The following is a 26,917-nucleotide window of genomic DNA, read 5'->3' as shown; positions in this document are numbered from 1 at the left end:
CACGACCTCGCCGCACACCTCGCAGACCCGCTTGTACCGGATCCGTCCGTTGTCCTTCGCGTGCACCTGGTGGAACTTCAGGTCATGGTCCTCGGTCGCGCTGTAGACCTTGACCGGCACGTTGACCAGGCCAAAAGAGAGTGAGCCCTTCCAGATGGAGCGCATATCGCCAGTATGGCCCACTCGGTCCATATCGGGCTTCGCACACCGGGGAGCAACACCGGAAAATACCAGGGTTCAGTAGCCACATGTCATTGCACAGCAAACTGCCAGCCGCGCGGGCCGGCAATGCCCGATCCCGCCGTGAGCAGCCGTTGGAAGCCGCCGGCGAGCGGCCCCGACAGTTGCGCCGCGCGCCGGGGGCCGCTGCCGGCCGAGCATCGACGGCAACGTCAATTTCGTTGTCCACGCCGCGATTGCGGTTGGCGCCAATCATTCTTCCGCCGCCCCGGTGCGGCCGTTGATCCCGTTCCCGGTGGTGGCCGTGGCGGAGCAGCCAATGGCGCCCACGTATGCGTAACGGCGTATTGGGCGCAGGACATAGCTATCGCATAGCTTGTGCCAAGGTCAGGCCCATATCGTCTGGATAGCGTCGTTGGCAACGTTGTTTGATCAACGAAAGGAGATTGACGATGGTGCAACAGAGGTCCTCCGCCGCCGCCTCCGTTCTGGGGACCGCCTTCGCCGCTCCCTCCGTTCTGGGGACCACCTTCGCCGCTCCCTCCGTTCTGGGGACCACCGCCTGCTCCGGTTGTCTGCATCCCGTTCCTTCTGTGCTGATCGGGCGGCCTGAGCCGGCGTAATGGCCGACGCTGTGGCCGTCGCGGAGGGGACGGCGGCCACAGCGTGGCCCGGCGAAAACACCGCCGTATACCGTGAACAGGACGTTCATCGGCGTTCGGATGAGGGAACCCGGTCCGCATGGCACGGATACCGCACGTGTGGCCGCCCGGCAGCGGGTCGGGTCCGCGGGTGCGGCTGACCAACCCCGACAAGGTGCTCTACCCGGCGACGGGCACCACCAAGGAAGACGTCTTCGGTTACTACACCAGCATCGCCGAACACATGCTTCCGCACATCGCCGGCCGGGCCGCCACCCGTAAGCGGTGGCCGAACGGTGTGGACGAGCCGTCGTTCTTCGAAAAGCAGCTGGCGGCATCGGCACCGGATTGGCTGCACCGCGCGACCGTCGTGCACAAGTCCGGCACCACGACCTATCCGATCATCGACAGCCCGGTCGCGTTGGCATGGATCGCCCAGCAGGCGGCGCTGGAGGTTCACGTGCCGCAATGGCGATTCGTGGGTGGAAAGCCGGGTCCCGCGACGCGCATCGTCTTCGACCTCGATCCCGGTCCCGGTGTGACGATGGCGCAGGTCGCCGATGTCGCACGTGCGGTCAGGGACCTGATCGGCGACATCGGGCTGACCACCTACCCGGTCACCAGCGGCAGCAAGGGCGTACACCTGTACGTCCCGGTGGCCGAGGCGATCAGCTCATCGGGCGCGACGACGCTGGCCAGGCGGGTGGCCCAGCAGCTCGAGCAGTCCATGCCCAGGCTGGTCACCTCGACGATGACCAAGAGCGTGCGGGACGGCAAGGTGTTCGTGGACTGGAGCCAGAACAGCGCGTCGAAGACGACGATCGCCCCCTATTCGCTGCGCGGCCGCCGAGAGCCCACCGTCGCCGCGCCGCGCACCTGGGCGGAACTCGAGGACCCGGACCTGCGGCAACTGCGGTTCGACGAGGTGCTGGACCGCGTCGCCGCCCGTGGCGATCTGCTGGCCGCACTTGACCCGGACACGCCGGTCGGCGACCGGCTGACCACCTACCGCAGCATGCGCGACCGGGCCAGGACGCCCGAGCCGGTCCCGGAGGGCAGCCCGGCGGTGGGCAACAACGACCGCTTCGTGATCCAGGAACATCACGCCCGGCGCCTGCACTACGACTTCCGGCTCGAGCATGGCGGCGTGCTGGTTTCGTGGGCTGTGCCGAAGAACCTGCCCGACAGTCCCGCGGTCAACCACCTGGCCGTGCACACCGAAGACCATCCGCTGGAGTACCTCACCTTCGAGGGCACGATCCCGAAGGGCGAGTACGGCGGCGGCAAGGTCGTCGTCTGGGACACCGGCACGTACGAGGCGGAAAAGTTCACCGACAGGGAAGTGATCGTCACTCTGCATGGCAACCGCATCTCCGGTCGCTATGCGCTGATCCGGACCGACGGTGACCAATGGCTCGCGCACCGCATGAAGGGCCAGCAGTCGCCGACGCGAAAGGATCTCGCGCCGATGCTGGCCACGCCGGGGTCGGTCGCGCGGCTGAAGGCCACCGATTGGGCGTTTGAAGGCAAATGGGACGGTTACCGACTGCTCTTCGACGCCGATCACGGCCAGATGAGGTTGCAGTCGCGCGGTGGACGCGACGTCACACGCGAGTATCCCCGGCTCCAGGTCGTGGCCGGAGCCCTCGACGATCACCAGGTGATACTCGACGGCGAGGTGGTCGCGCTCGATGACACCGGGGTGCCGAGCTTCGGCGAGATGCAGAACCGCGTCCGCGCCACCCGCATCGAGTACTGGGCATTCGATCTGCTGCAGCTGGACGGCCGTTCGCTGTTGCGCGCCAGGTACCGCGACCGACGCAGGTTACTGGAGACGTTGGCCTCGGACCGCGACGCGCTGATCGTGCCGCCCCTGCTGCCCGGCGACGGGTCGGAAGCCCTCGAGCACTCACGCGAGCGCCGGTGGGAAGGCGTGGTGGCCAAACGCTGGGGGTCGACGTATCAGCCGGGCCGGCGCTCGGCTTCCTGGATAAAGGACAAGAACTGGAACACCCAGGAGGTGGTGATCGGCGGCTGGCGCGCGGGCACGGGCGGCCGCACCAGCGGCATCGGATCGCTGCTGATGGGCATCCCCGGCCGGCGCGGTCTGCAATATGTCGGACGCGTCGGCACCGGCTTCAGTGAGCGCGAGCTGGCCCGGTTGAAGGACCTCCTGACGCCGTTGCAGACCGGCGAATCTCCCTTCGCCACATCACTTCCCAGGCAGGACGCGAAGGACGTGACGTTCGTCGAGCCGGAGCTTGTCGGGGAGGTGCGGTACAGCGAAATCACCGGCGACGGCCGGCTGCGGCACCCGAGCTGGCGTGGGCTGCGTCCCGACGAGACACCCGGCCAGGTGGCCCGGGAGTGAGCCGACTCTCACAGCGGGCCACGGGTTTTGGGTAGCCGCGGGTCGCTGCTGACATCGGCGAGCGGGCCCGTCACCGTTGAAATGCGATAGCCGCCTGCGGTCGCGCGTCATCATTATTCCCATCATGTGCCGATATCCTCGCCGCCGGCATCGACGGCGTCGGACCAGAGTTGTCTCGACGGCGGGTGTACAAGTTCACCATGGGTCGCTATTGGTTGGACGTCGCATTCATTGCTGTGCTGATCCTGCTCAATGGAGTGTTTGCCGGCGGCGAAATCGCACTGGTCTCGCTTCGTGAAGGACAATTGCGGGCGCTGGAACGCCGCGGCACACGCGGCGACCGCACGAGCGCACTCTGCGCGAAGTCTTGGTTCCGCGCCGGGCGGTGGTCACGCTGCTGGACGATACGACAGCCGAGCAGGCCCGCACCACGCTCGCTGAATCGGAACATTCCCGCGCACCGGTGGTCCATTCTCACGACTTGGACGAGGTGGTCGGTGTTGTGCACTTGCGTGACCTGCTCGGTGAGCACATCACCGTCGCCGAGGCGGCACGACCGGCCCTGCAGTTACCAGAACGCCTCCGAGTCTCGGACGCACTACGGCGATTCAAGGCCGAACGCCAACAGTTCGCCCTCGTCATCGACGAGCACGGCGGGGTTGGGGGCATCGTCACCATCGAAGATCTGCTAAAGAGATCGTCGGCGAGATCTACGACGAACAGGACCGGGATGTCACGGCGGTGCGGACGATGCCCGACGGCAGCCTGGTCCTGCCCGGCACATTTCCGATCCACTACCTGCCCGACATCAATGTTGACATCACCGACGCCGCCGCCGGCGATTACACGACGATCGCAGGCTTGGTCCTGGTCGCACTTGGCCGCATCCCCACCATGCCGGGCGACCGCGTTGAACTCGCGCAGTGGACCATCGAAGTAACCGCGACTGCGCACCACGCCGTCACGGAGGTACGGCTGACACCGCGTGGCAGAGAGCGCAAAGACTCGGGAATCGGCTGAACGGCTTGCTCCGTAGCCACCCGCAAGGATGTTGTATAGGTGTGTGGATCTCTGCAGGCAGCCCCCGTAAAGTCGTTGAACAATCAGCGAGTGGTTGTTCGCTGTCTCGGGAGGTTGTCGGGCGGGGCGTTCCCGGTCACCTTCTTCGCCGCCCGATCGACGGCATTTCGCGCCGTCGGCATGCGTCGCGCGAGGTGAACCGTGACTCTGCTGCGCCCCTATTCCTCGCGCCGCGCCGCGCTCGTTCGTCCGCCCAGCCGGGCCGTGGACATCGCGGTGTTCCTCGCTGCGGCGGTGCTGATCTGGGTGATCCTACGGGTGTCGTGGGGGATCAACGTCCCGTTCAATGAGACATCGGCGCCGTCGAGAGTATCGACCGACCCAGCGCGGTTGCCGTATTACGCGGCTCGCTCGCTGTTGCGGATGTTCACCGCACTCGGGGTGTCGCTGCTGTTCACTTTCATCTACGCCACAGCCGCGGCGCGGCTGCGGCGTGCGCAGAAGGTGATGCTGCCAATCCTCGACATTCTCCAGTCGGTGCCGATCCTCGGTTTCCTGTCGGTGACGATTACCGGCTTCATCGCGTTGTTTCCGGGGTCGCAACTCGGGCTGGAATGCGCATCGATCTTCGCGATCTTCACGTCGCAGGCCTGGAATATGACGTTCGCGTTCTACCAGAGCCTGTCCAGCCAGCCCCGTGACCTCGATGAGGCCGCACGCAACCTGAGACTTTCACGCTGGCAACGGTTCTGGCGGGTCGACGTGCCAAGTGGCATGATCCCGCTGGTCTGGAACGGGATGATGAGCTTCGGCGGCGGCTGGTTCTTTCTGGTCGCGTCGGAGGCGCTCAGCGTCAACAACCATCACTACGCCCTGCCTGGTATCGGCTCGTATGTGGCAACCGCCACCGCTGACAGCGATCTCGGCAAAGTGTTCGTCGCCATCGGCGTCATGGCGATCATGGTTGTCGGCGTCAATGTGTTGTTCTGGCGGCCGCTGACCGCCTGGGCGGAGCGATTTCGGGTGGAAGAGTCCGAAGCCGCCGAAGCGCCGCGCAGCGTCGTGTTGAACTTGCTGCGCCGCTCGCACGTCCCGGCGCTGATGGGCTTGTTATTCGGTTGGCTGGTGGCACCATTGGATCGGGTGATGGCGGTATTCGGGCTGGCTGAATACCCGTTACGGACTTCACCCGGGGCTCGCCGGGCCGGTGACGTCGTCTTCGCCACCGTGGTCCTCGTGGCTGTGGGCTATGGGGTGTTCCGGCTCGGCGCATATATCAATGCGACCGCCGGCTTCGGCGAGGTCGCCCGCGCGCTTGGCCTGGGTCTGATCACGTTCGGCCGCGTGATCGTGCTGGTCGTCGCGGCAACGTTGATCTGGGTGCCGATCGGTGTGTGGATTGGGTTGAATCCCAAGGTATCGCGGCTGGCTCAGCCCGTCGTGCAGGTGCTGGCCAGCTTCCCGGCGAACTTCTTGTTCCCGATCGCGACCGCCGTACTGCTGGCGACCGGTATCAGCCTGAACTGGGGCGGCATCGTGCTGATGAGCCTGGGCGCGCAGTGGTACATCTTGTTCAACGTCATCGCCGGCGCGAGCTCGGTTCCCAACGATCTGCGTGAGGCGGCGGCGAATCTGCAGCTGCCCCGGGTGCTGTGGTGGCGCCGGCTGATTCTGCCCGCGATCTTTCCGAGCTATGTCACCGGCGGAATCACCGCCGCGGGTGGGGCATGGAACGCCTCGATCGTCGCCGAGGTCGTCAGCTACGGCTCAACCACCCTGGTGGCGACCGGGCTCGGCGCCTACATCGCCAAAGCAACCAGTACCGGCGACTCACCGCACATCCTCATCGGCGTCCTCGTGATGAGCTTCTACGTCGTCGCGGTGAACCGCTTGTTCTGGCGGCGCCTCTACGCACTGGCAGAGCGCCGCTATTCCCTCTGACCGCCCCGGCTCACCACCATGAGGAGCAACACTGATGACGACACCTTCCCCGATCCGCTCGCACGCGGAGGTCCTCATCGACGTCGACGCGGTCAGCAAGAGCTTCCCTGGCGCCGCGGGTGATGAGCTGCGCGTCCTGGACTCCATCGATCTGCAGCTGCGGGCCGGTGAAATCGTGGCCCTGCTGGGCCGATCCGGATCGGGGAAATCCACCTTGCTGCGGATCATCGCCGGACTGATCGCGCCGACCAGTGGCACCGTTTGCTACCGCGGCGTCGAGCTCAACGGTGCCAACCCGGGAACAGCGCTGGTGTTTCAATCCTTCGCCCTGATGCCGTGGCTCACCGTTCAGGACAATGTTGAACTCGGACTCGCCGCCCGTGGGGTCCCGCCCGCACAACGACGGGAGCGCTCCCTCGAGGCTATCGACATGATCGGTCTGGACGGCTTCGAATCCGCTTACCCCAAAGAACTTTCCGGCGGCATGCGGCAACGCGTCGGGTTCGCCAGGGCGCTGGTCCTCGCCCCCGATTTGCTGTTGATGGACGAACCGTTCTCCGCGCTCGACGTTTTGACCGCCGAAAACCTGCGGACCGAGCTGGTGAACCTGTGGTCCACCGACAAGTTCCCCACCAAGGCGATCTGCATCGTCACCCACAACATCGAGGAAGCTGTCCTGCTCGCCGACCGCGTCGTAGTGCTCGGCGCCAACCCGGGCCGCATCCTCGCCCAGGTCCGCGTCGACATCGACCGCCCCCGCGACCGACGCGCACCGGCATTCGAGGCGCTCGTCGATCAGCTCTACGGTCTGCTCACCGGTCGGGAAGCTGCTGAAGTGGTCCCGGAGCCCACCGTGGACACTCCCCTTGCCCGCCCGCTGCCCGACGCCACGGTCGGCGGGCTCGGCGGCCTCGTCGAGATGGTCTACGCCCACGGCGGCCGGATCGGGCTCGCCGCCCTTGCCGACGTACTGAGCTTCGCGATCGACGACCTCTTTCCGCTGGTCGACGCGGCCGCCATGCTCGGCCTGGTCACCGTCGGTGACGGCGAACTGACCCTCACCGACATCGGAGCCCAGTTCTTCACCGCCGACATCCAGCACAGCAAGCAGATCTTTGCTGACCAGGCTCGCCACCGTGCACCGCTGGTGCGCACCATCTGCAAAGCGTTGGCCGGCAGCGCCGACGGCAGCCTGCGCGCCGGGTTCTTCCTGGATCTGCTGCGCCGCGGATTTTCCGCCGACGACGCCCGCCGCCAACTCGAGATCGCCATCGGCTGGGGCCGCTACGGCGAGCTCTACGACTATGACAGAATCAGCGACCAAATCACCGCCGACCCCGCCGCAGGAATTCATCCCGGGATTTCTTCGGCGACGACCGGAGTGCGCTGATCGTCAAGCGGACCCGGACGGGGCCCACCGCCGGATGGCGGGCCCCTTGGCGTCGTCGGGGAGTAAGCCGACTCTCACAGCGGGCCACGGGTTTTGGGTAGCCGCGGGTCGCTGCTGACATCGGCGAGCAGGTCCGTCAGCGTTGAAATCGGTTCGGCGCCAGATTGCTCGACGGCGCGGATGATGTCGTTGCGCAGGTCCTCGTCGGCGTATCGCTCGGCAAGCCAACCGAACTTCTGCACCGTCCGGTCCCATGTCAGTGGCCGGCTGGGTGCGCCCTCGAAATCTCGCTGCTCACGAGTTAGCCGCCTGCCGTCGCGCAGTGCCACGGTGACCCGAACCGGGGCGGTGCGTGGGTAGCCGGCGGTCAGCGTCTCGTCCGGGCGAACACGGATGCGGGCGAGCAGCTCCTGGACGTCGGAACTCCGGATCCGCTCGGTGCGCAGCTGTTCGGGTCCCACCTGGCCGTCGATGAGCGCCGCGGCCAGCAGGTATCTGAGGTTGTAGTCGGCCTGCTCTTTGGTCGTCGGTGTGTCCTTGTTGCCGAAACTTCCGCCGCCGGCGATGTCGTAGGCGGTTTGGAAGACCTCGAGGTCGACGGACTCCACGTCGCGGCTCTCGATCCCCTCCTCGAGCGCGAGGGTCAGGACGGTCTCTATCGGGGCCTGCCCGTGGATCAGCGCGCAGTACTTCTTCAGATACGTCTGCGTGACGGCGTCGAGCGTGGGGTCGTCGAGACGCAGGTCGATCGTTTGCCCGAACAGCTGCTCCAGACCGTTCGGGCCTTCGAAGATTCCCGGTGGCCCGGTGACGCCCCGCCGGGCCAGCTCCGTTGTGTACACCGCACGCTGCGCGGTGATGCCGGGCGAGATGCCCTTCCAGTTCGACACCGGCTCGGAGTGAACCGCGGCCAACGACACGTTGTCTGCGACGGCGATCGAGATCGCGTCGGCCGTCTGTGCGGCCGTCAGGTGCAACAACTTGGCGGCTCCTGCCGCGACGGACATCGCAAGTTGCAGCGCGTGGTTCAGCCCGCGCGCCATCACCGGAACCGACGCCGAGAAACGGCAGCCGACCTCGTAGGCGACCGCCAGGGCCAGTACGAAGTCCGCGCCGGACGCCCCCGTGCTTTCGGCCACCGCCAGCACTCCGCCGAAATTGTCCGCCGGATGGCACAGTCCGCCGGGCGTCAGGTAGGTGTCGAGCAGGTCCACGTAGCGCACGGCTACCGAATTGAACAACGCGGCCTGATCGACGCTGGTCCGCCCGCCACCGATCAGAGAGGCACGCGCGGTGCCGCCGGTGGCCAGCACCTGATCGCGCACGGCGCGCACCGTGTCACCGTCGAGCGCGGCAATCGCGCAACCGATGCTGTCGAGGATGTTGCGCCGGATGAGCATCGCCGCGGCCCCGGTCAGGTCAGCCGGGCTGGCCGCGACCACGAACTCCGCGAGATCGTCCACTGCGTAGCGTTTGCTCACGCCGGTTCTCCTTGGCTGGCCCGTCAGTTTACCCGACACTCAAACCGCTGCGACGACACGCCGAACATGCCGCAGCAGTTTAAGTCTCGACGCCAACCGACCGATAGTCAGCGCGGACCGTCGTGCCTCTCTCCCGACGTTCGCAGTGGATTCGTCAAGCGGGTCGCCTGGTCGGTCGGCGAAGAGGTCATGTCGGTTCGCCAGGTTCACGAGTACCTCGTCGGGTGCGGACGCTCACGACGCCGGGCTGGTGAAGTCGTAGACGGTGACACCGCCGACCGTTTGTGCCGGGTAGCGTGCGGCCACCCACTCGGCGATCTCGGTGGCGTCGCGGCTGCCGCTGGCCGCGCCGCCCCGGGGTCCGAACATCTTGCCGCTGATGAAGAAGTGGATCTTGCCCTGGGCGACGTCGTTCTGGAATTCGGTCAGCGTCGGCGACGGATCGGTGCCGTTGAACCCACCCACCGCCATCACCGGTGTTCCGGTGGCCAGCTGGTACCCGGCCGCGTTGTCCGAGCCGACCGTGGCGGCGGTCCAGGTGTAGGCGGCCGCGTCGGTTTTCAGCAGCGCCGACAGCGCATCGCCCGGCTCGGCCGATCCGTCGAAGCCGCCCCAGCCGCCCCAGCCGCCCCAGCCGTGGCGCGCCGGCCCCGACGACGGGATGGCGCCCTGGTGTGGCGTCGAGGCCGTCGCCACCGCGTAGGCGCCCGGGCCCGCGAGGCACGCGGCCACCGCGAGACCGGCCGCCGCACGCTGCGCGAGTTCCGGCAAGCGGCCGGCCGCCAGCAGCAGCGCCGCGCCACCCGTTCCCGCGACAGCGATCGACGGACGCAGCCAGGGCAGCCACCCCGGGTCGCGGGCCAGCAGCACACAGGCGAGCACCGTGGTCACCATCACCGCACCCGCGAGCGCGGTTGCGGCCCGAATGTCGTTGCGCCGCCGCCACAACAGCGGTCCGCCGATGCCGATGCCGGCCGCGATCGCGGGTGTCAGGGCCACGGTGTAGTAGGGATGGATGATTCCGTTCGCGTAGCTGAACACCGCGGCGCTCACCACCAGCCAGCCGCCCCAGATGATCAACGATGCGCGGGTGGGGTCCGTGCGCGGCGCGCGGCGGGTCATCCACAGGCCCGCCAGGATGCAGATCAACGCCGCCGGCAGGAGCCACGCGATGTCGGTTCCCATGTCGCGGCCGAACAGTCGGCCCCACCCGACGTCGAAGTTCAGGTTGCCGAGCCCGCCTGTCTCATCGCCGGTGATCCGGCCGAAACCGTTGTACCCCAGCGCCAGTTCGATGACGCTGTTGTGCTGGGAGCCGCCGATGTATGGACGCTTGCCGGCCGGCCACAGCTGGACGAGGGCAAGATACCAGCCACCGGACACCAGCACGGCCACCACGGCGGCAAGGGTGCGTCTGATGCGTTGGGGGAGCGGCGCATCCGCGGCGAGCAGATACGCCAGCGCGAACCCCGGCAGTACCAGAAACGCCTGCAGCATCTTGGCCAGGAACGCGAAGCCGATCGCGACCCCGGCAAGTGGCAACCACCAACGGCTGCTTCGATTTTGGCACGCCCGCTCGACGCAGTGAGCGGCGGCGACGAGCAGCAGGGTCAGCAGCGCGTCGGGGTTGTTGAACCGGAACATCAGCGTCGCGACCGGCGTCAGTGCGAGCACGGCGCCCGCGAGCAACGCCGCGTGTGGGCCGCTGACGCGGCGCACCGCTGCGTACAGCACCGCCACCGCGGCCACCCCCTCGACCGCCTGGGGGACCAGCACGCTCCACGGGCTCAGGCCGAACAGTCGGACCGAGATGTCCATCACCCACAACGCAGCGGGCGTCTTGTCCACGGTGATCGCGTTGGCCGCGTCACTGGAGCCGAACAGAGCCGCGGTCCAGCTCCTCGAACCGGCCTGAACCGCGGCCGAGTAGAAGCTGTTGGCCCATCCGCTCTCGGACAGCCCGCAAATGTAGAGGAGCGCGGTGGCTGCGAGCAGTGCGGGCAGCGCGATCCCGGGCGTTCCGCGCCGCACGGGCCGCCGGCTGGGCGCGTCGGGCACCGGCGCAGGGGCGATGACGGTCACGACGCCGATCGTTGCCACCGCACGTAGGCGTCGAATTTGTCGGCCCTGTGTGTCAGCTGTGACCACGGGCGCATATCGCGGACCGGATGCGCGCACAGCCGCCGCTCATCTACGGCAGGCAGGGTGTGCCTATGAGTTCCAGGGTCTTCAGCGCCCGGCAGACGCTTGCCGCGGTGGGTATCGCGGCGATCGTCGCCGCGGGCGGGGGAGCGGCGATATATGCCGCGACCGACGGCGCCTCGCAGAATTGGGGCGGCCCGGGGCCGCCGGGCATGCACGGCCCGGGGCCCGGCGGCCTGCACGGCCCGGATCACGGCGACGGATTTGCCCGCTCAGCCGTTGACCTTCGCGATCACGTGCTCGGCGAATGATTCGAGGTGGCGAATCTTCTTGTCCAGCGGCTCGGTGTCGGGTCCGACGATGTAGGGCATCCGGAAGCCGACGATCACATCGGTGACCCCCTTGTCTTCCAGGCGTTTGACGCCGTCGACCGCGAACCCGTCGCCCGAGATCACATGGATCTCGAACGGGCCGGTGCTGCCTTCCTCTTCACGGAACCGTGTGAGCTCGCCGAGAAGTCGGTCGAGTTCCTCGGGGTCGCCGCCGCCGTGCATCCAGCCGTCGCAACGGGCCGCGCGGCGAAGGGCGGCTTCGGCGTGGCCGCCGATCAGAATCGGGATCGGTCGGGTGGGCGTGGGTGTCATCTTGGTCTTCGGGATGTCGTAGAACTCGCCGTGGAATTCGAAGTAGCCCCCACTGGTGAGGCCCTTGACGATCTCGATGCATTCGTCCATCCGCTTGCCCCGCCTGGCGAAGGGGACACCCATCAACTCGAAGTCTTCGCGCCACGGGCTGATCCCCACGCCCAGGGCCAGCCGGTTGTTGGTCAGCCACGCAAGCGAGCCGGCCTGCTTGGCCACCAGCGCCGGCGGCCGGATCGGCAGCTTGACCACGAAGGTGGTGAACCTCAGGGTCGTTGTGACCATGCCCAGCGCGGCCGTCAGGACGAACGCCTCGATGAAGGCCTTGTCTTCGAGAAACTCGCGGCTGCCGTCGGGGGTGTATGGATATCTCGAGTCCGACTCGTACGGGTAGGCGATGCTGTCGGCCACGGTCATGCTGGAGTAGCCCGAGGCCTCGGCGGCCTTTGCCAGCGGCACGTAGAACGTCGGGTCGGTCATGGCCTCCGCATAGGTGAACCGCACAGTACCTCCTCAGCCCGCTGGTGATGCCGTTCCGCCGAATACTAGAGCCGTACGGTGGCACCGCCCGCTGTGCACTCACAGGTGGTTCTCGGGTCCGATGGCCGCCCACACCGCTTTTCCGGACGACGTCGGCGCATTACCCCAACTCCTGCAGAGCGCGGCCACGATCGCCAGCCCCGATACCTCGTCGCCGCCGCTTTTGGACCATTCGCGTCGGACAGCAGGAGCGGTGCTGTGGTCCTCCACCGCCACGGTGACGACGTCCTCGCTGATCTCCAATCGGATGACCGGCACGCTGTCGGTGTGTTTGAGAACATTCTCGACCAACACCGTGACAACCAGTTTCGCAGTGAAGATCGGGTCGGGCCGCTGCCAATCGATCAGCCACTCGGCTATCAATTCTCGTGACCGGGCCACGCTGGCCGGCGTCGCGGGGAGCGCGACCCGCCGGCGTGGCCGGTCGGAGCTTCGGCCGGGGTTGGGCAGTGCGTCGATGGCCTGTCGAACCGACGGGTAGACCGGCACGTGGCGGCCCACACTGTGGCCGATGGCCGCCCTGCCTTCCGGGTGCGCACAGGCCAGTGCGATCGGCACATCCGGCCACCGGGTCACATGCCAGCGGGCGCTGGTGATCGCTGCCCAGGCCGACGGCGCGGCCACCACGAGTGTGGTGACGTCGATGATCACCGCGCGTGGCCCGTTGAGCGCGGCCGCGATGATCGCGTCGCGTAGTGGCACGTAGCTGCGGGCGTCCAGGAAACCCCGCGCGTGCAGCACACGGGTGCCGTCCAGATCCTCGGTGCGGAAAGCGAACGGGTGTGCATAATCAGCGGGCACTGCGCTCACCCCCGTTGGCATGGGCAAGCCGATTCATCATCTCCCCCTCGTTCGCGATGCCCCTCCATCACGGCGTACCCGGCTGACGCGTGGGGAAACCCCCGTTGTCGCTTTGTCCGCTCCGCACTCGCCTCGACCCGAAGGAGTGCTCAGGAAGTGGGCGCATACTCGCCAACGTGACTCCACTGCAGCGCTACATCGCCGAAGAGATCGCCACTGACCACGTCGACGGCCTGCTGTCACGGCGGGAGGCTTTGCGCCGCTTGGCCCTGCTGGGCGTCGGCACCGCGGCCGCCACCGCGCTGTTCGCCGCGTGCGGGAACGCCAAACAGACGACGTCGAGCACGGCCGCCTCGACGTCCGGCGGCTCGGCGACATCGACGTCCGGCGGCTCGGCGACATCGACGTCGCCGCCGCCCGGAATGGACCACGCACTGCCCACCGCTCCGATCGTCTGGGCCGGCCCCAACGGCCAATTGCAGGGCGCATGGGCCGAAGCCGCGAATCCCCGTGGCGGTGTGCTGGTCATCCATGAAAACCGGGGACTGAACGACTGGGTGCGATCGGTCGCGGGCCGGTTGGCCGGCGCGGGGTATTCGGGTCTGGCCATCGACCTGCTGTCCGAAGAGGGCGGCACCGCCACGTTCACCGACCCCGCGCAGGCCACGGCCGCCCTCGGCAAGGTGCCGCCGGCCCGCTTCGTCGCCGACATGCAGTCAGGTGTCGACGAACTGCAGCGCCGGGTGCCCGGCAAGAAGGTCGCGGTGGTCGGGTTCTGCTTCGGTGGTGGGCTGGTCTGGCAACTGCTGGCTTCCGGTGAGCCGCAACTCGCCGCAGCCGTGCCGTTCTATGGCCCCCTGCCCGACAACCCGGACTTCTCGGGTTCCAAGGCGGCCGTGCTGGCGTTCTACGGCGCGCTGGACAACCGGGTGACGTCGACAAAGGACGCCGCGAAGGCGGCCTTGGACAAGGCCGGGCTCGTCAACGAGATCGTCGTCGAGCCCGGCGCCGATCACGCGTTCTTCAACGACACCGGTCCGCGCTACAACCCTGCCGCGGCGGCCGACGCGTGGAGCAAGACCCTCGATTGGTTCGGCAAATACGTTGGCTGACCGATGAGGCGCATCCTCGTCATCGGCATCGGTGCGGGCGATCCCGGTTATCTGACAGCGCAGGCTGTTTCAGCGCTCAACGAGGCACAGGTCTTCTTCGTCATGGACAAGGGGGAGCAAAAGGCCGGGCTGGTCGCGATGCGGAGGCAGATCTGCGCGCGTTTCATCGAGGATGCCGCAAGTTACCGGTTCGTCGAGTTGGCCGACCCGCCGCGTGCCCGGGACGGCGACTATCGACGGGCTGTCACCGAGTGGCACGCCGCGCGGGCGCGGTTGTGGGCCGGCGCCATCGCCGCGGAATTGGCGCCCGACGGGGTCGGCGCCTTCCTCGCGTGGGGGGATCCTGCGTTGTACGACAGCACATTACGGGTACTCGACGCCGTCGCCGAGCACGTCGGGATCGACTACGACGTGATCCCCGGAATCACCGCCATCCAGGCGCTGACCGCACGACATCGCATACCGCTCAACGACATCGGCGAGCCGGTGCTGATCACCACCGGCCGCAGGCTCTCCGGTGAGTTCTGCGGCACCGTCGTGGTGATGCTGGACGGCGACTGCGTGTTTCGCAACTGCCGCCCCGAGACCCGGATTTGGTGGGGTGCGTACCTCGGAACCGAGCATGAGCTGTTGGTCGCCGGCACCGTCGGCGAGGTCGGCGACCGGATCGTTTCGCTGCGCGCCGCGGCACGGGCCCGCCACGGCTGGATCATGGACACCTACCTGCTGCGGTCGGCGGACTAGCGGACGCGTCAGCCCCACCGGTCGGGTCCGTCCGTCGCGGTGATGGTCGTCGTGGCAGGTGCCCGAGTCCCAGTTGAAACCCCATTCTGGGTGACAGATTCGCCTGGGCACCAGTGGTCGTCGGGGACCGGGTCGACCTGCGCCTGCGCCGCCGCGCCGTGTGCCGGCCGCCCGCCCAGGCAGCGCGACGACGCGCGAGACATGTTGTCCGCCCGGCGGATTCGTAGCTGCCGCCAAGCGGATGCCGATTCTCGGCGAAACGCCGTCGTCGGGTGCCGATACCGTGGCAGTATCGGCCGCATGGGCCCTTTTCTCCTCCGTGCCGCGCTGACCGGCGTCGCACTGTGGTTGGTGACGCTCATCGTGCCGGGGCTCAGCTTCGTCGGCGGCCACACGACATGGCAGAAGGTCGGGATCATCTTCGTCGTCGCGGTGGTCTTCGGCCTCGTCAACGCGGTCATCAAGCCGATCGTGCAGATTCTGTCGATCCCGCTCTACCTCCTGACCCTCGGCCTGTTTCACATCGTGGTCAACGCGTTGATGTTGTGGATCACCTCCTGGATCACCCGCCACACCACGCACTGGGGCTTGCAAATCGACCACTTCTGGTGGACGGCGATCTGGGGCGCGATCGTCTTGTCGATCGTGAGCTGGCTGCTGTCGCTCCTTATCAGGGATGTCGGGCGCGTCGCTCGATAGCTGATCGCCTCGGGCGAACGCCCCGCGCCGGACCTCGACACACCTCTGCCGGGGTCGGCAAACTGGACGTGTGCCGGAATTACCCGAAGTCGAAGCGCTCGCAGACCATTTGCGTCGTCACGCCGTCGGCCTGCCGATCGGGCGGGTTGACGTGTCGGCGTTCTCGGTGCTGAAGACCTTCGATCCGCCGATCACCGCGCTGCCCGGGCGGACCGTGACGGGCGCCTGCCGGTGGGGCAAGTACCTGGGATTGCAGGCGGACGACCTGTGTCTGATCGCCCACCTCTCGCGGGCGGGGTGGTTGCGGTGGTCGGACAAGCTGGCGGCCGCGCCGCTGAAGCCGGGTAAGGGCCCGATCGCGCTGCGGGTCCATCTCGGCACGCCCGGCGAGGCGCCGGGTTTCGATCTGACGGAGGCCGGCACCCAGAAGCGGCTGGCGGTATGGCTGGTGGACGATCCCCGGGCGGTCCCGGGGATCGCGGCGCTGGGCCCCGACGCGCTGGGGCTGACGGCCGAGGACCTCGCCGGGCTGCTGGCCGGCAACAGCGGCCGGATCAAGACCGTCGTCACCGATCAGAAGGTGATCGCCGGCATCGGCAACGCCTACAGCGACGAAATACTGCATGTGGCCAAGGTGTCGCCGTTCGCGACGGCAGGCAAGCTCACCGCGGCGCAGATCACCGCGCTGCACGAGGCGATGGTGTCGGTGCTGACGGACGCCGTGTCCCGGTCGGTCGGCCAGCAGGCGGCAACCCTGAAAGGCGAGAAACGGTCCGGCCTGCGGGTGCACGATCGCACCGGGCTGCCGTGCCCGGTCTGTGGGGACACCGTTCGCGAAGTCTCCTTCGCCGACAAGTCGTTCCAGTACTGCCCGGCCTGCCAGACCGGCGGCAAGGTTCTGGCCGACCGGCGGATGTCGCGGCTTCTCAAATAAGCCTCGAATAAGCCTCGAATAGGCCTCGAATAAGCCTCGACCAGGCCTGGCTAGGCTGTCGGCGTGACCCGTCAGAAAATCCTGATCACCGGCGCGAGCTCCGGATTGGGCGCCGGCATGGCCCGGGCGTTCGCCGCGAAGGGCCGCGACCTGGCATTGTGCGCCCGTCGCACCGACCGGCTCGAGGAACTCAAGGCCGAGCTGACCGCCCGCCACCCCGACGTCAAGGTGGCCATCGCGGAGCTGGACGTCAACGACCACGAGCAGGTCCCGAAGGTCTTCGCCGCGTTGGCCGACGAGCTCGGCGGCGTCGATCGGATCATCGTCAACGCGGGCATCGGCAAGGGCGCCCCGCTCGGGTCGGGCAAGCTGTGGGCCAACAAGGCAACCATCGAGACCAACCTCGTCAGCGCCCTGGTTCAGATCGAAACCGCGATCGAGATGTTCAAGAAGGCGGGCTCGGGACACCTGGTGCTGATCTCGTCGGTGCTCGGCAACAAGGGAGTGCCCGGCATCAAGGCGGCGTACGCCGCGAGCAAGGCCGGTGTCACGTCGCTGGGCGAATCACTGCGTGCCGAGTACGCGGGCGGGCCGATCAGCGTGACCGTGCTGGAACCCGGCTACATCGAGTCGGAGATGACGGCGAAGTCGGCCACGACGATGCTGATGTTGGACAACGAAACCGGCGTGCGGGCGATGGTCGACGCGATCGAACGCGAACGTGGCCACGCCATCGTTCCCCGCTGGCCGTGGGCCCCGCTGGTGCAGCTGCTCAAGGTGCTGCCGCCGCGGTTCACCAAGCCCTTCGCCTGACGTGCTCGCCGCCCCTCAGGCGGGCCGGCCGCGTTCCCGTCGGTAGCGGCGGATCAGCGCATCCGTCGAGCTGTCGGATTGCTGCACCGGCGGGGTATCGGCGGTCAGCACCGGCAGCAGCGCTTTGGCCTGGGTCTTGCCGAGTTCGACGCCCCACTGGTCGAACGAGTCGATGCCCCAGATGACGCCCTCGGTGAACACGATGTGCTCGTAGAGCGCGATCAGCTGGCCCACCACCGACGGCGTGAGTTTGGTTGCCAGGATCGAGGTCGAGGGGCGACTGCCCGGCATCACCTTGTGCGGGACCACCGCTGCGGGAGTGCCCTCGGCGGCGATCTCCTCGGCCGTCTTCCCGAACGCCAGCACCTGCGTCTGGGCGAAGAAGTTGCTCATCAACAGGTCGTGCATGCTGCCGGTGCCGTCGGCCGTCGGCAGGTCGTCGGTGGGCTTGCCGAACCCGATGAAGTCCGCGGGCACCAGCCGGGTGCCCTGGTGCAGCAGCTGGAAGAAGGCGTGCTGGCCGTTGGTTCCCGGTTCGCCCCAATAGATTTCGCCGGTATTGACAGTCACCGGCGTCCCGTCGGCCCGCACCGACTTGCCGTTGGACTCCATCGTCAGCTGCTGCAGGTAAGCCGGGAAGCGGTCCAGGTCGTTCGAATACGGCAGCACGGCCTTGGTTTCGGCGCCGAAGAAGTTGTTGTACCAGATGCCCAGCAGGCCCATCAGCGCCGGCGCATTTGCCTCCAGCGGCGCCGACCTGAAATGCTCGTCCACGGTGTGGAATCCGGCCAGAAACTCACCGAATCGCCTGCGGCCGATCGCGATCATCACCGACAGCCCGATCGCCGAGTCGACCGAGTAGCGCCCGCCGACCCAGTCCCAGAAGCCGAACATGTTGTCGGTGTTGATGCCGAAGTCGTCGACCAGCTTCTTGTTGGTGGACACCGCGACGAAGTGCTTGGCCACGGCGGAGTCGCCGAGCTTTTCGGTGAGCCAGCGCCGGGCGGCGGTCGCGTTCGTCAGCGTCTCCAGCGTGGAGAACGTCTTCGACGCGACGATGAACAGCGTCTTGGCGGGGTCGAGGCCGGCGAGTTTCGCGACCAGATCCGCCGGGTCGATGTTGGACACGAACCGGCATTCGATGCCGGAGTCGTTGTAGTGGCGCAGCGCCCGGTAGACCATCACGGGGCCGAGGTCGGAGCCGCCGATCCCGATGTTGATGACGGCGGTGATCCGCTCGCCGGTGGCCCCGGTCCATTCGCCGCCGCGCAGCCGGTCGGCGAAGTCGCCCATCCGGTCCGACACCTCGTGCACGTCGGCCACGACATTCTGCCCGTCGACGGTCAACTCGGCATCGCTGGGCAGCCGCAACGCGGTGTGCAGGACGGCGCGGTTCTCCGAGGTGTTGATGTGCACGCCGGCGAACATCTCGTCGCGGTGACGCTCGAGGTGCGCGGTCTTGGCCAGATCGATCAGCAGCGAAAGCGTTTCGCGCGTGACCCGGTGCTTGCTGTAGTCGACGTAGAGATCACCGACCGAGACGGCCAGCTCGGTGCCGCGATCGGGGTCCTCGGCGAAGAATTCGCGTAGGTGTTTGTTCGCGATCTGTTCGTGATGCCGTTGCAGTGCATTCCACGCCGGTGTGGCGGCGATGTCGGGGATCTGCGGCGCGTCGGTGGTGCTTGGCCCTTCGCGCAGGCGCTCGTCGCTGGTCATTCTTCGACCCTAGTGCGACCGGATGGCCAAAGGTGTAAATGGTGGAGTATGGATACCGCCAAGCTGTTGTCATCCGTTCCGACCGGGCTGTGGATCGGCGGTGAGGAACGCGGTTCGTCGGGGGGCGCCGCCGCCACGTTCGACGTCCTCGATCCCTCCGACGATCACTTCCTCGCCTCCGTCGCCGATGCGACGCCCGCTGACGCCGTTGCCGCACTGGACGCGGCCGCAGCCGTGCAGGCCGACTGGGCGGCGACCCCGCCGCGCGAACGCGGCGAGATTCTGCGCGCGGTGTGGGAAATGATCAGCGCCCACGCCGAAGACCTCGCCACGTTGATGACGCTGGAAATGGGCAAGGTGCTGCCGGAAAGCATGGCCGAGGTGCGCTACGGCGGCGAGTTCTTCCGCTGGTTTTCCGAAGAGGCCGTGCGCATCCATGGCCGCTTCACCCCCAGCCCGGCGGGCAACGGCCGCATCCTGGTCACCAAGCAGCCGGTCGGGCCGTGTTATGCGATCACCCCGTGGAACTTCCCGCTGGCCATGGGCACCCGCAAGATCGGGCCCGCGATGGCCGCGGGCGCCACGATGATCGTCAAGCCAGCGCAGGAGACACCGCTGACCATGCTGCTGCTGGCCAAGCTCATGGACGACGCCGGCCTGCCCAAGGGCGTGCTGTCGGTGCTCCCTACCACCGACGCCGGCGGGGTGACGCAGGCGCTGATCGACGACGGCCGGCTTCGCAAGCTGACGTTCACCGGCTCCACCGGCGTCGGCAAGTCACTCGTCAAGCAGAGCGCCGACAAGCTGCTTCGGATGTCGATGGAACTCGGCGGCAACGCCCCCTTCGTGGTGTTCGACGACGCCGACGTCGATGCCGCGGTGGACGGCGCGATGCTGGCGAAGATGCGCAACGGCGGCGAGGCGTGCACGGCGGCCAACCGCTTCCACGTTGCCAACGCGGTGCGCGGGGAATTCACCGAGAAGCTCGTCAAGCGGATGAGCGAGGTCACGCTCGGCAACGGCTTCGACCCGGCGGCAACGCTCGGCCCGCTGATCAACGCCAAGCAGCGCGAAAAGGTGACGGAGTTGGTCGACGACGCCCTCAGCAAGGGCGCAACCGTCGCGATCGGTGGGCAGGTGCCCGACGGGCCCGGCCACTTCTACCCGGCCACCGTGCTCACCGACGTACCGCCCGACGCGCGCATTCTGCGCGAGGAGGTGTTCGGGCCCGTCGCGCCGATCACCGGCTTCGACACCGAGGAGGAGGGCATCGCGGTCGCCAACGCGACCGAATTCGGTCTCGCCGCCTACATTTACACCCGGTCGCTGGACCGCGCGCTGCGGGTGGCCGAGGCGATCGAATCCGGGATGGTCGGCGTCAACCGCGGCGTAATCTCAGACCCCGCAGCGCCTTTCGGTGGCGTCAAGGAGTCGGGCTTCGGCCGCGAGGGCGGTTTCGAAGGCATCGAGGAGTATCTCGAGATCAAGTACGTGGCGCTGGCATAGCAGCGCCGCGCGCCTCCGCTGTTTGCGGGCGAGTCGAACCTAGACTTGCTCGCGTCCAACAGGGAGGTCATCGACGTGTCGGCATCGCCTGCTGGGGTCGAGGCCGTGCCGGCGGGCACCGGTGGACGGCGTCGATGGGTCGCTCCCGACCCGCGCGCCGCGCACCGGCGCAACTCGAGGGCAACCAGCGGGAGCCGGCCCGCGCGTCGGCCCGGCATCGCCGGGCTGGATGGCCTCAGGGCCGTGGCCGTGGCACTGGTGCTGGTCAGCCACGGCGGGATTCCGGGCGTGGCGGGCGGATTCATCGGCGTCGACATCTTCTTCGTTCTCAGCGGATTCCTGATCACCTCACTGTTGCTCGACGAGCTGGGCCGGACGGGACGCATCGACCTGGCCGGCTTCTGGATCCGGCGCGCCCGGCGCCTGCTGCCCGGGCTTCTGGTGATGGTGTTGGCCGTCGCCGTCGGGCGGGAACTGTTTCCGCCCGATGCGATCACCGGGCTGCGCAACGACGCCGTCGCTGCGTTTGTCTGGGTGGCGAACTGGAGCTTCATCGGGCACAAGACCGACTACTTCACCCAGGGGGCCGCCCCGTCGCCGCTGCAGCACACCTGGTCCCTCGGCGTGGAGGAGCAGTACTACCTCGTCTGGCCGCTGCTGCTGGTCGCGGTGGCTGTGCTGCTGGCCGTCATCGCCGGGCGCCGCCGCAGGTGGGTCGGCATCGGCGCGGTGCGCCTGGCGGTGTTCGCGCTGGCCGCCGCGGGAGCGGCGGCATCCGCCGTCGCCGCCGTGATGCTGGTGTCCCACGCCTCGCTGAACCGGGTGTACTTCGGCACCGACACCCGCGCGCAGGCGCTGCTGGTCGGCGCCGCCGCGTCGGCTCTCTTCGTCCGCGACTGGTCGTCGCTGGCGGTCGGTTGGTCGTTGATCCGGTCGCGGTGGGCCAAATGGCTCGCCAGGGGCTTGCCGATCATCGGGCTGGTGGCGCTGGGGGCGGCTGCCCACTACGCCACCGGCAGCGCCGCCCAATTTCACCGGGGGCTGCTGATCGCGGTGGCGGTGGCGGCCGTCGCGGTCGTCGCTCCGGTGGCGCTGGACCAGCGGGGACTGGTTGCCCGCGTACTGGCCCTGCCGCCGCTGGTGTGGCTCGGCACCATCTCCTACGGCATCTACCTGTGGCACTGGCCGATCTTCCTGGCCATCAACGGGGCGCGTACCGGCGCCTCGGGGCTTCCGCTGTTCGTGGTCCGGTGCATCGCCACGCTCGGCGTCGCCACCGCGTCGTGGTGGGTGATCGAGCACCCCATCCGCCGCTGGCGACCCGTGCGAGTCCCGATGCTGCGGCTGGCCGTCGCCACGGTGGCCACCGCCATCGCGGTCACACTGCTCGTCGTTCCCGTCGGAGACCCACAGGGCACGCTGCCATCCGGCGTTTCGACGGCCGCGCTGACGGCGTCGGCGCCCCCGGTGGAAACCCTCCGCCCGCTGAGTGTCCCGCAACAGAACGGTCCGCGCATGCATACCGTCTCCGTGTTCGGCGACTCCGTCGCGTGGACGATGATGCGCTATCTGCCGCCGACCCCGGGGATCAAGTTCATCGACAACACCGCCATCGGATGCGGCATCGTTCGCGGCGGCCCTTACCGGTATCAGGGCCAGACCCTCGATCAGAAACCCGAATGCGACGCATGGCCGGACCGCTGGGCCCAGCGGATCGGCTACGACCGGCCCGACGTCGTGCTGTTGATCATCGGCCGCTGGGAGACGATCGACCGGGTCAACGAGGGGCACTGGACGCACATCGGCGACCCGGCATTCGACCAGTACCTGACGGGTGAGCTTCGACGCGGGTTGGACATCCTCGCCTCCACCGGAGCCAGGCTGGTGGTGACCACCGAGCCCTACAACCGCCGCGGTGAAGAGCCCGACGGGAGCCTGTACCCGGAAGACGACCCCGACCGGGTTGATGAATGGAATGCGTTGCTGCGCCGCGTGATCGGAAACCGTCCGAACGTCGAGGTGCTCGACCTGAACAAGAAGCTGTGTCCGGGCGGTTACTACACCGCCAAGGTCAACGGCGTCCAGATGCGCGCCGACGGTGTCCATCCCACGCCGCAGGCGGTGAAGTGGCTGACGCCGTGGCTGGTCGACGCCGTCCGGTGACGACCGGGCTCAGCGCCCGACGCGGCCGCGGCCGGTGACGACCGGGCTCAGCGCCCGAGGCGGCCGCGGCCGAGCCGCAGCAGCAGCATCGCGAGGTCCTTGCCCTCGGGGCCGAGCTCGCTGTACCGCTCGATGACCTTCATCTCGCGGCTGTGCACCAGCCGGGTACCGCCGGAGGCTATCCGGGCGCGCCCGATGGTCTGCGATACCTCGGTGCGCCGCTTGACCGCGGCGAGGATCTCGGCGTCGAGCCGGTCGATCTCATGCCGCAGATCATCGATTTCGGGAAGCGGTTCGGTTTCCAGGCTCATTTCTGACTCCGGGTTTTCGCTGTTGGTGGGTTCTGGTCTCATCCGAATTCGGGCCTCACACAACAGCCGAGCCCCGGATCTGGAAGCGGACCGCGGGGCTCTGCGAAGCAGCTAGACCACGGGCACCGCGGACCGGTACCCGTAGAAAAATCGGCGATCAGCCGCTTGGGCCGAAAGCCGACGATCGAGCTGCGCCTTGAGCACGTTTCGAGTGTGCCATCCCGGGCGGTGCCAGCGCAAAGAATGTCGTCTTTGGGCGGTAAGTTGGAGCAGACATGAGTGTGCACGTGACCGACTCTCCGGCAGGCCCGGATGCCGCGGAACTCCTCGACGGCCTCAACCCCCAGCAGCGCCTGGCGGTGCTGCATGAGGGCTCGCCGCTGCTGATCGTCGCCGGCGCGGGGTCGGGCAAGACGGCGGTGCTGACCCGGCGGATCGCCTACCAGCTGGCCGCGCGCGACGTCGGCCCCGGGCAGGTCCTGGCGATCACGTTCACGAACAAGGCCGCCGCCGAGATGCGGGAGCGGGTGGTCGGGCTCGTCGGCCCGCGGGCCCGCTCGATGTGGGTCTCGACGTTCCACTCCACCTGCGTGCGCATCCTGCGCAACCAGGCGGCCCTGGTGCCGGGGCGGAACTCGAACTTCTCGATCTACGACGCCGACGATTCGCGCCGCCTGCTGCTGATGATCGGCAAGGACATGGGCCTGGACACCCGGCGGTACTCGCCGCGGTTGCTGGCCAACTGCATTTCGAATTTGAAGAACGAGCTGATCGATCCGGCGCAGGCCGCGGAAAACGTGTCGGAGAGCGCCGACGAGCTCAACCGCATCGTCGCCGACGTGTACGCCGAATACCAGCGCCGCCTGCGGGCGGCCAACGCGTTCGACTTCGACGATCTGATCGGGGAGACGGTCGCCCTGCTGCAACGCTTTCCGCAGATCGCCCAGTATTACCGGCGGCGGTTCCGGCACATCCTCGTCGACGAGTACCAGGACACCAACCACGCGCAGTACGTGCTGGTGCGGGAATTGGTGGGACGTGACACCGAGGACGGGGTTGCGCCCGCGGAGCTGTGCGTGGTGGGCGACGCCGACCAGTCGATCTATGCGTTCCGCGGCGCGACGATCCGCAACATCGAAGACTTCGAACGCGACTTCCCCAGTGCCACAACGATTCTGCTGGAGCAGAATTACCGCTCGACGCAGAACATTCTCTCGGCGGCCAACTCGGTCATCTCGTGCAACACCAACCGTCGCGACAAGCGGCTCTGGACCGACGCGGGCGACGGCGAGCTGATCATCGGCTACGTCGCCGACAACGAGCACGACGAAGCGGCCTTCGTCGCAAGTGAGATCGACCGTCTCGCCGACCGCGGCGACATCACCTACGACGACGTCGCGGTGTTCTACCGCACCAACAACTCGTCACGCTCGCTGGAGGAAGTGTTCATCCGGGCCGGCATCCCGTACAAGGTCGTCGGAGGCGTCCGCTTCTACGAGCGCAAAGAGATTCGTGACATCGTCGCCTACCTGCGGGTACTGGACAACCCCGGCGACTCGGTCAGCCTGCGGCGCATCCTCAACACACCGCGCCGCGGCATCGGCGACCGTGCGGAGGCGTGCGTGGCGGTGTACGCCGAGAACACCGGTTCCGGCTTCGCCGACGCGCTGCAGGCCGCTGCCGAGGGCCGGGTCCCGATGTTGAACGGCCGCTCGGAGAAGGCGATCAGCGGCTTCGTCGAGTTGCTCGACGACCTGCGGTCACGTCTCGACGACGACCTCGGCGATCTGGTTGAGGCGGTGCTCGAACGCACCGGCTACCGCGCCGAGCTCGAGGCCTCCAGCGACCCGCAGGACTTGGCGCGCCTGGACAACTTGAACGAACTCGTCAGCGTCGCACACGAATTCAGCATGGACCGGGCCAACGCGGCCGCCCTGGCCGAAGACCTGGATCTACCCGGCGACGAAGACGTCCCCGACACCGGGGTGCTGGCGGAGTTTCTCGAGCGGGTGTCGCTGGTCGCCGACACCGACGAGATTCCCGAGCATTCCGCCGGCGTGGTCACGCTGATGACCCTGCACACCGCCAAGGGGCTGGAATTCCCGGTCGTGTTCGTCACCGGCTGGGAGGACGGCATGTTCCCGCACATGCGGGCACTGGGCGATCCGGCGGAGCTGTCCGAGGAGCGGCGGTTGGCCTACGTCGGCATCACCCGCGCGCGGCAACGGCTGTATCTGAGCCGGGCGAAGGTCCGCTCGTCGTGGGGGCAGCCGATGATGAACCCCGAGTCGCGGTTTCTGCGGGAGATCCCGCAGCACCTCATCGACTGGCGGCGCAGCGATCCGGCCGGGAGCTGGGGGTCCGTCCCGCGCGCGGCGGACTCCGGCTTGCGGGCGCCGGTCAGCGCCGCGGGCCGGTTCGGGCCGGCTCGCTCGTCGCCGTCACGCTCGGCGGCCGGAAAGCGCCCGCTGCTGGTGCTCGAGCCCGGCGACCGGGTCAGCCACGACAAGTACGGGCTGGGCCGCGTGGAGGAGGTCTCCGGCGTCGGCGAGTCCGCGATGTCGCTGATCGACTTCGGCAGCTCGGGCCGGGTCAAGCTGATGCACAACCACGCCCCGCTGCAGAAGCTCTGAGCCCCCGCCCACGGAATGCCTACTTCGTCCACCGCCAGGTGGGACGAACTAGGCTCAGCACGGCCGTCGCCACCGGCAGCACCGGGATCGCGCGCACAGCGCCCGCCATGTGCGCGCCGGCCACGAAGATGCCGGCGAAGATCAGCAGCGCGAGAACGCAGGCGACCAGGGTCAGGAAGATGCCGACCCGCCGGCGCAGCAGCAACCCCACCACCCCGCCGATCGTGCTCGCGGCGAACACGGCGGTGAGGAACCCGACGCCGACGCAGAACAGCCGGTCGGTCTTCCACCACCCCGTGATCAGGTCCGTGGCGACGACGGCGGTCGCCCACCCGCTGATGATGCCGACGGCCGACGCGGCGACCGCGGTGGCGTTGCTCGGCGGCTTCGGTGCGCCGGCGATGCGCCGCGGCCCGGACCGGATGAGTCCCGTCTCCGGTTCGTCGGGCGGCCCGACGACAGGCTGGCGGCGCAGGATGCTGGTCCGCGTGTCGTCGCTGAGCGGCTCGGGGATGGGTCCCGTCGGATGCCGGCGGATGATGCTGGTGTGGGCCTCGTCGTCGGGCACCGGCTCGTGCTCGACGCGCGGAGCTTCACCAGACGGTTCGTCCGAGGAAGCCAAGACGTCAGCCGGTGAAGCCGCCGACGTTGATTCCGCGCTGCGCCAGCCACGGCACCGGATCGACCCGGTTGGTGCCGTTCAGCCACACCTCGAAATGCAGGTGCGGCCCGGTGGAGTTGCCGCGGTTGCCCATCGTCGCGATCTCGTCGCCGGCCATCACGCGTTCGCCGATGTTGCAGTTGATGGTGTTGACGTGCCCGTAGACCGTCACTGTGCCGTCGTTGTGGCGGAGCTTGACCCACAGTCCGAACCCGGCCGCCGGGCCCGCGTCGATCACGACACCGTCGGCCACCGCCAGGATCGGGGTGCCGATCGAGTTGGCCAGGTCGATCCCGCCGTGCAGGACGCCCCACCGGTAGCCGAAGCCCGATGTCGGAATTCCCTTTGTGGGCATCACGTACAACGGCCGCTGCAGGCGTGCTTCCCGCTCCGCGCGTTCCTGTGCGAACGCCACGCCCTTGGCCAGCTCCTCGCCGGCCACCGCGGCGTTGACGGCGGGCGTGACGGAGATCAGCT

22 protein-coding genes and 2 pseudogenes are annotated in these 26,917 nt (G+C 67.9%); 15 read left to right on the top strand and 9 right to left on the bottom strand.

Annotation, left to right across the window (positions count from 1 at the left end; all coding sequences use genetic code 11):
- On the bottom strand, positions 1–165 hold a 165-nt coding region (locus tag VKG81_RS00545; protein ID WP_324388886.1), incomplete at its 3' end, for a Ku protein.
- Positions 166–921: 756 nt separating this feature from the next.
- On the opposite strand from VKG81_RS00545, the gene VKG81_RS00540 reads away from it, so the two are divergent.
- From VKG81_RS00540 to VKG81_RS00520, 5 genes and pseudogenes are all read left to right on the top strand, one after another.
- Positions 922–3,192: an ATP-dependent DNA ligase gene (locus VKG81_RS00540; protein ID WP_324388882.1), complete on the top strand. Its 2,271-nt coding sequence runs from the start codon at positions 922–924 to the stop codon at positions 3,190–3,192.
- Positions 3,193–3,577: 385 nt separating this feature from the next.
- Positions 3,578–3,829, top strand: a pseudogene (locus VKG81_RS00535) (CBS domain-containing protein); the annotation flags it as partial.
- Positions 3,830–3,942: 113 nt separating this feature from the next.
- The gene (locus VKG81_RS00530; RefSeq protein ID WP_324388881.1) at positions 3,943–4,212 is read left to right on the top strand and encodes a transporter associated domain-containing protein; all 270 of its coding nucleotides are present in this window, start codon (positions 3,943–3,945) and stop codon (positions 4,210–4,212) included.
- Positions 4,213–4,413: 201 nt separating this feature from the next.
- Positions 4,414–6,153, top strand: coding sequence for an ABC transporter permease (locus VKG81_RS00525; protein ID WP_324388880.1), 1,740 nt, complete (start codon positions 4,414–4,416; stop codon positions 6,151–6,153).
- Positions 6,154–6,187: 34 nt separating this feature from the next.
- Positions 6,188–7,543 carry a nitrate/sulfonate/bicarbonate ABC transporter ATP-binding protein gene (locus VKG81_RS00520; protein WP_324388879.1) on the top strand — a complete coding sequence of 452 codons (1,356 nt, stop codon included), beginning with the start codon at positions 6,188–6,190 and terminating at the stop codon, positions 7,541–7,543.
- Positions 7,544–7,617: 74 nt separating this feature from the next.
- Here VKG81_RS00520 and VKG81_RS00515 read toward each other — a convergent pair whose 3' ends face one another.
- Positions 7,618–9,024, bottom strand: a complete 1,407-nt coding sequence (locus VKG81_RS00515) for an MmgE/PrpD family protein (RefSeq protein ID WP_324388878.1) — start codon at positions 9,022–9,024, stop codon at positions 7,618–7,620.
- 234 nt (positions 9,025–9,258) lie between these two features.
- Positions 9,259–11,106 (bottom strand): glycosyltransferase family 39 protein, encoded by a 1,848-nt coding sequence (locus VKG81_RS00510; RefSeq protein ID WP_414685101.1) that lies wholly within the window; start codon positions 11,104–11,106, stop codon positions 9,259–9,261.
- Between the two features lie 131 nt (positions 11,107–11,237).
- Here VKG81_RS00510 and VKG81_RS00505 point away from each other — a divergent pair, with 131 nt between their 5' ends.
- On the top strand, positions 11,238–11,477 hold the full coding sequence (locus tag VKG81_RS00505; RefSeq protein WP_324388877.1) for a hypothetical protein: 240 nt from the start codon (positions 11,238–11,240) through the stop codon (positions 11,475–11,477).
- Here VKG81_RS00505 and VKG81_RS00500 read toward each other — a convergent pair.
- Positions 11,439–12,311, bottom strand: a complete 873-nt coding sequence (locus VKG81_RS00500; protein ID WP_324388876.1) for a TIGR03619 family F420-dependent LLM class oxidoreductase — start codon at positions 12,309–12,311, stop codon at positions 11,439–11,441. The two genes, VKG81_RS00505 and VKG81_RS00500, sit on opposite strands and share 39 nt — an antisense overlap.
- 75 nt (positions 12,312–12,386) lie before the next feature.
- Positions 12,387–13,148: a sulfate transporter gene (locus tag VKG81_RS00495; protein ID WP_324388875.1), complete on the bottom strand. Its 762-nt coding sequence runs from the start codon at positions 13,146–13,148 to the stop codon at positions 12,387–12,389.
- 176 nt (positions 13,149–13,324) lie between these two features.
- Between VKG81_RS00495 and VKG81_RS00490 the strand changes: the two genes are divergently transcribed.
- From VKG81_RS00490 to VKG81_RS00460, 6 genes and pseudogenes are all read left to right on the top strand, one after another.
- Positions 13,325–14,260, top strand: coding sequence for a dienelactone hydrolase family protein (locus tag VKG81_RS00490; protein ID WP_324388874.1), 936 nt, complete (start codon positions 13,325–13,327; stop codon positions 14,258–14,260).
- A gap of 3 nt (positions 14,261–14,263) precedes the next feature.
- Positions 14,264–15,004: a precorrin-6A synthase (deacetylating) gene (gene cobF / locus VKG81_RS00485; RefSeq protein ID WP_324388873.1), complete on the top strand. Its 741-nt coding sequence runs from the start codon at positions 14,264–14,266 to the stop codon at positions 15,002–15,004.
- A 300-nt stretch (positions 15,005–15,304) separates the two neighbouring features.
- Positions 15,305–15,703, top strand: a complete 399-nt coding sequence (locus VKG81_RS00475) for a phage holin family protein (protein ID WP_324388872.1) — start codon at positions 15,305–15,307, stop codon at positions 15,701–15,703.
- Positions 15,704–15,773: 70 nt separating this feature from the next.
- Positions 15,774–16,016, top strand: a pseudogene (locus VKG81_RS00470) (DNA-formamidopyrimidine glycosylase family protein); the annotation flags it as partial.
- 135 nt (positions 16,017–16,151) lie between these two features.
- Positions 16,152–16,637 carry a zinc finger domain-containing protein gene (locus tag VKG81_RS00465; RefSeq protein ID WP_414685102.1) on the top strand — a complete coding sequence of 162 codons (486 nt, stop codon included), beginning with the start codon at positions 16,152–16,154 and terminating at the stop codon, positions 16,635–16,637.
- A 63-nt stretch (positions 16,638–16,700) separates the two neighbouring features.
- Complete coding sequence (locus VKG81_RS00460; RefSeq protein WP_324388871.1) at positions 16,701–17,450, top strand: SDR family oxidoreductase; 750 nt, start codon at positions 16,701–16,703, stop codon at positions 17,448–17,450.
- 15 nt (positions 17,451–17,465) lie between these two features.
- Here VKG81_RS00460 and pgi read toward each other — a convergent pair whose 3' ends face one another.
- Complete coding sequence (gene pgi / locus VKG81_RS00455; RefSeq protein ID WP_324388870.1) at positions 17,466–19,166, bottom strand: glucose-6-phosphate isomerase; 1,701 nt, start codon at positions 19,164–19,166, stop codon at positions 17,466–17,468.
- A gap of 48 nt (positions 19,167–19,214) precedes the next feature.
- On the opposite strand from pgi, the gene VKG81_RS00450 reads away from it, so the two are divergent.
- Together VKG81_RS00450 and VKG81_RS00445 are read left to right on the top strand one after the other, a co-directional pair.
- Positions 19,215–20,672: an NAD-dependent succinate-semialdehyde dehydrogenase gene (locus VKG81_RS00450; protein ID WP_324388869.1), complete on the top strand. Its 1,458-nt coding sequence runs from the start codon at positions 19,215–19,217 to the stop codon at positions 20,670–20,672.
- A 105-nt stretch (positions 20,673–20,777) separates the two neighbouring features.
- Positions 20,778–22,835: an acyltransferase family protein gene (locus tag VKG81_RS00445; protein ID WP_324388883.1), complete on the top strand. Its 2,058-nt coding sequence runs from the start codon at positions 20,778–20,780 to the stop codon at positions 22,833–22,835.
- A 47-nt stretch (positions 22,836–22,882) separates the two neighbouring features.
- Here the strand turns inward: VKG81_RS00445 and VKG81_RS00440 are convergent, their stop codons facing one another.
- Positions 22,883–23,188 (bottom strand): chorismate mutase, encoded by a 306-nt coding sequence (locus VKG81_RS00440; RefSeq protein ID WP_324388868.1) that lies wholly within the window; start codon positions 23,186–23,188, stop codon positions 22,883–22,885.
- A gap of 233 nt (positions 23,189–23,421) precedes the next feature.
- On the opposite strand from VKG81_RS00440, the gene pcrA reads away from it, so the two are divergent.
- Positions 23,422–25,779: a DNA helicase PcrA gene (gene pcrA, locus VKG81_RS00435; RefSeq protein ID WP_324388867.1), complete on the top strand. Its 2,358-nt coding sequence runs from the start codon at positions 23,422–23,424 to the stop codon at positions 25,777–25,779.
- Positions 25,780–25,798: 19 nt separating this feature from the next.
- On the opposite strand, the gene VKG81_RS00430 is transcribed toward pcrA, so the two are convergent.
- Both VKG81_RS00430 and VKG81_RS00425 read right to left on the bottom strand, forming a co-directional pair.
- On the bottom strand, positions 25,799–26,347 hold the full coding sequence (locus tag VKG81_RS00430) for a hypothetical protein (protein WP_324388866.1): 549 nt from the start codon (positions 26,345–26,347) through the stop codon (positions 25,799–25,801).
- Between the two features lie 58 nt (positions 26,348–26,405).
- On the bottom strand, positions 26,406–26,917 hold a 512-nt coding region (locus VKG81_RS00425; protein ID WP_324388865.1), incomplete at its 5' end, for a M23 family metallopeptidase.

The organism is Mycobacterium sp., from assembly GCF_035314905.1.
Taxonomy (GTDB): domain Bacteria; phylum Actinomycetota; class Actinomycetes; order Mycobacteriales; family Mycobacteriaceae; genus Mycobacterium.
The sequence above is the reverse complement of the archived record's forward strand: the minus strand, read 5'-3'. Positions and strand labels throughout refer to the sequence as shown.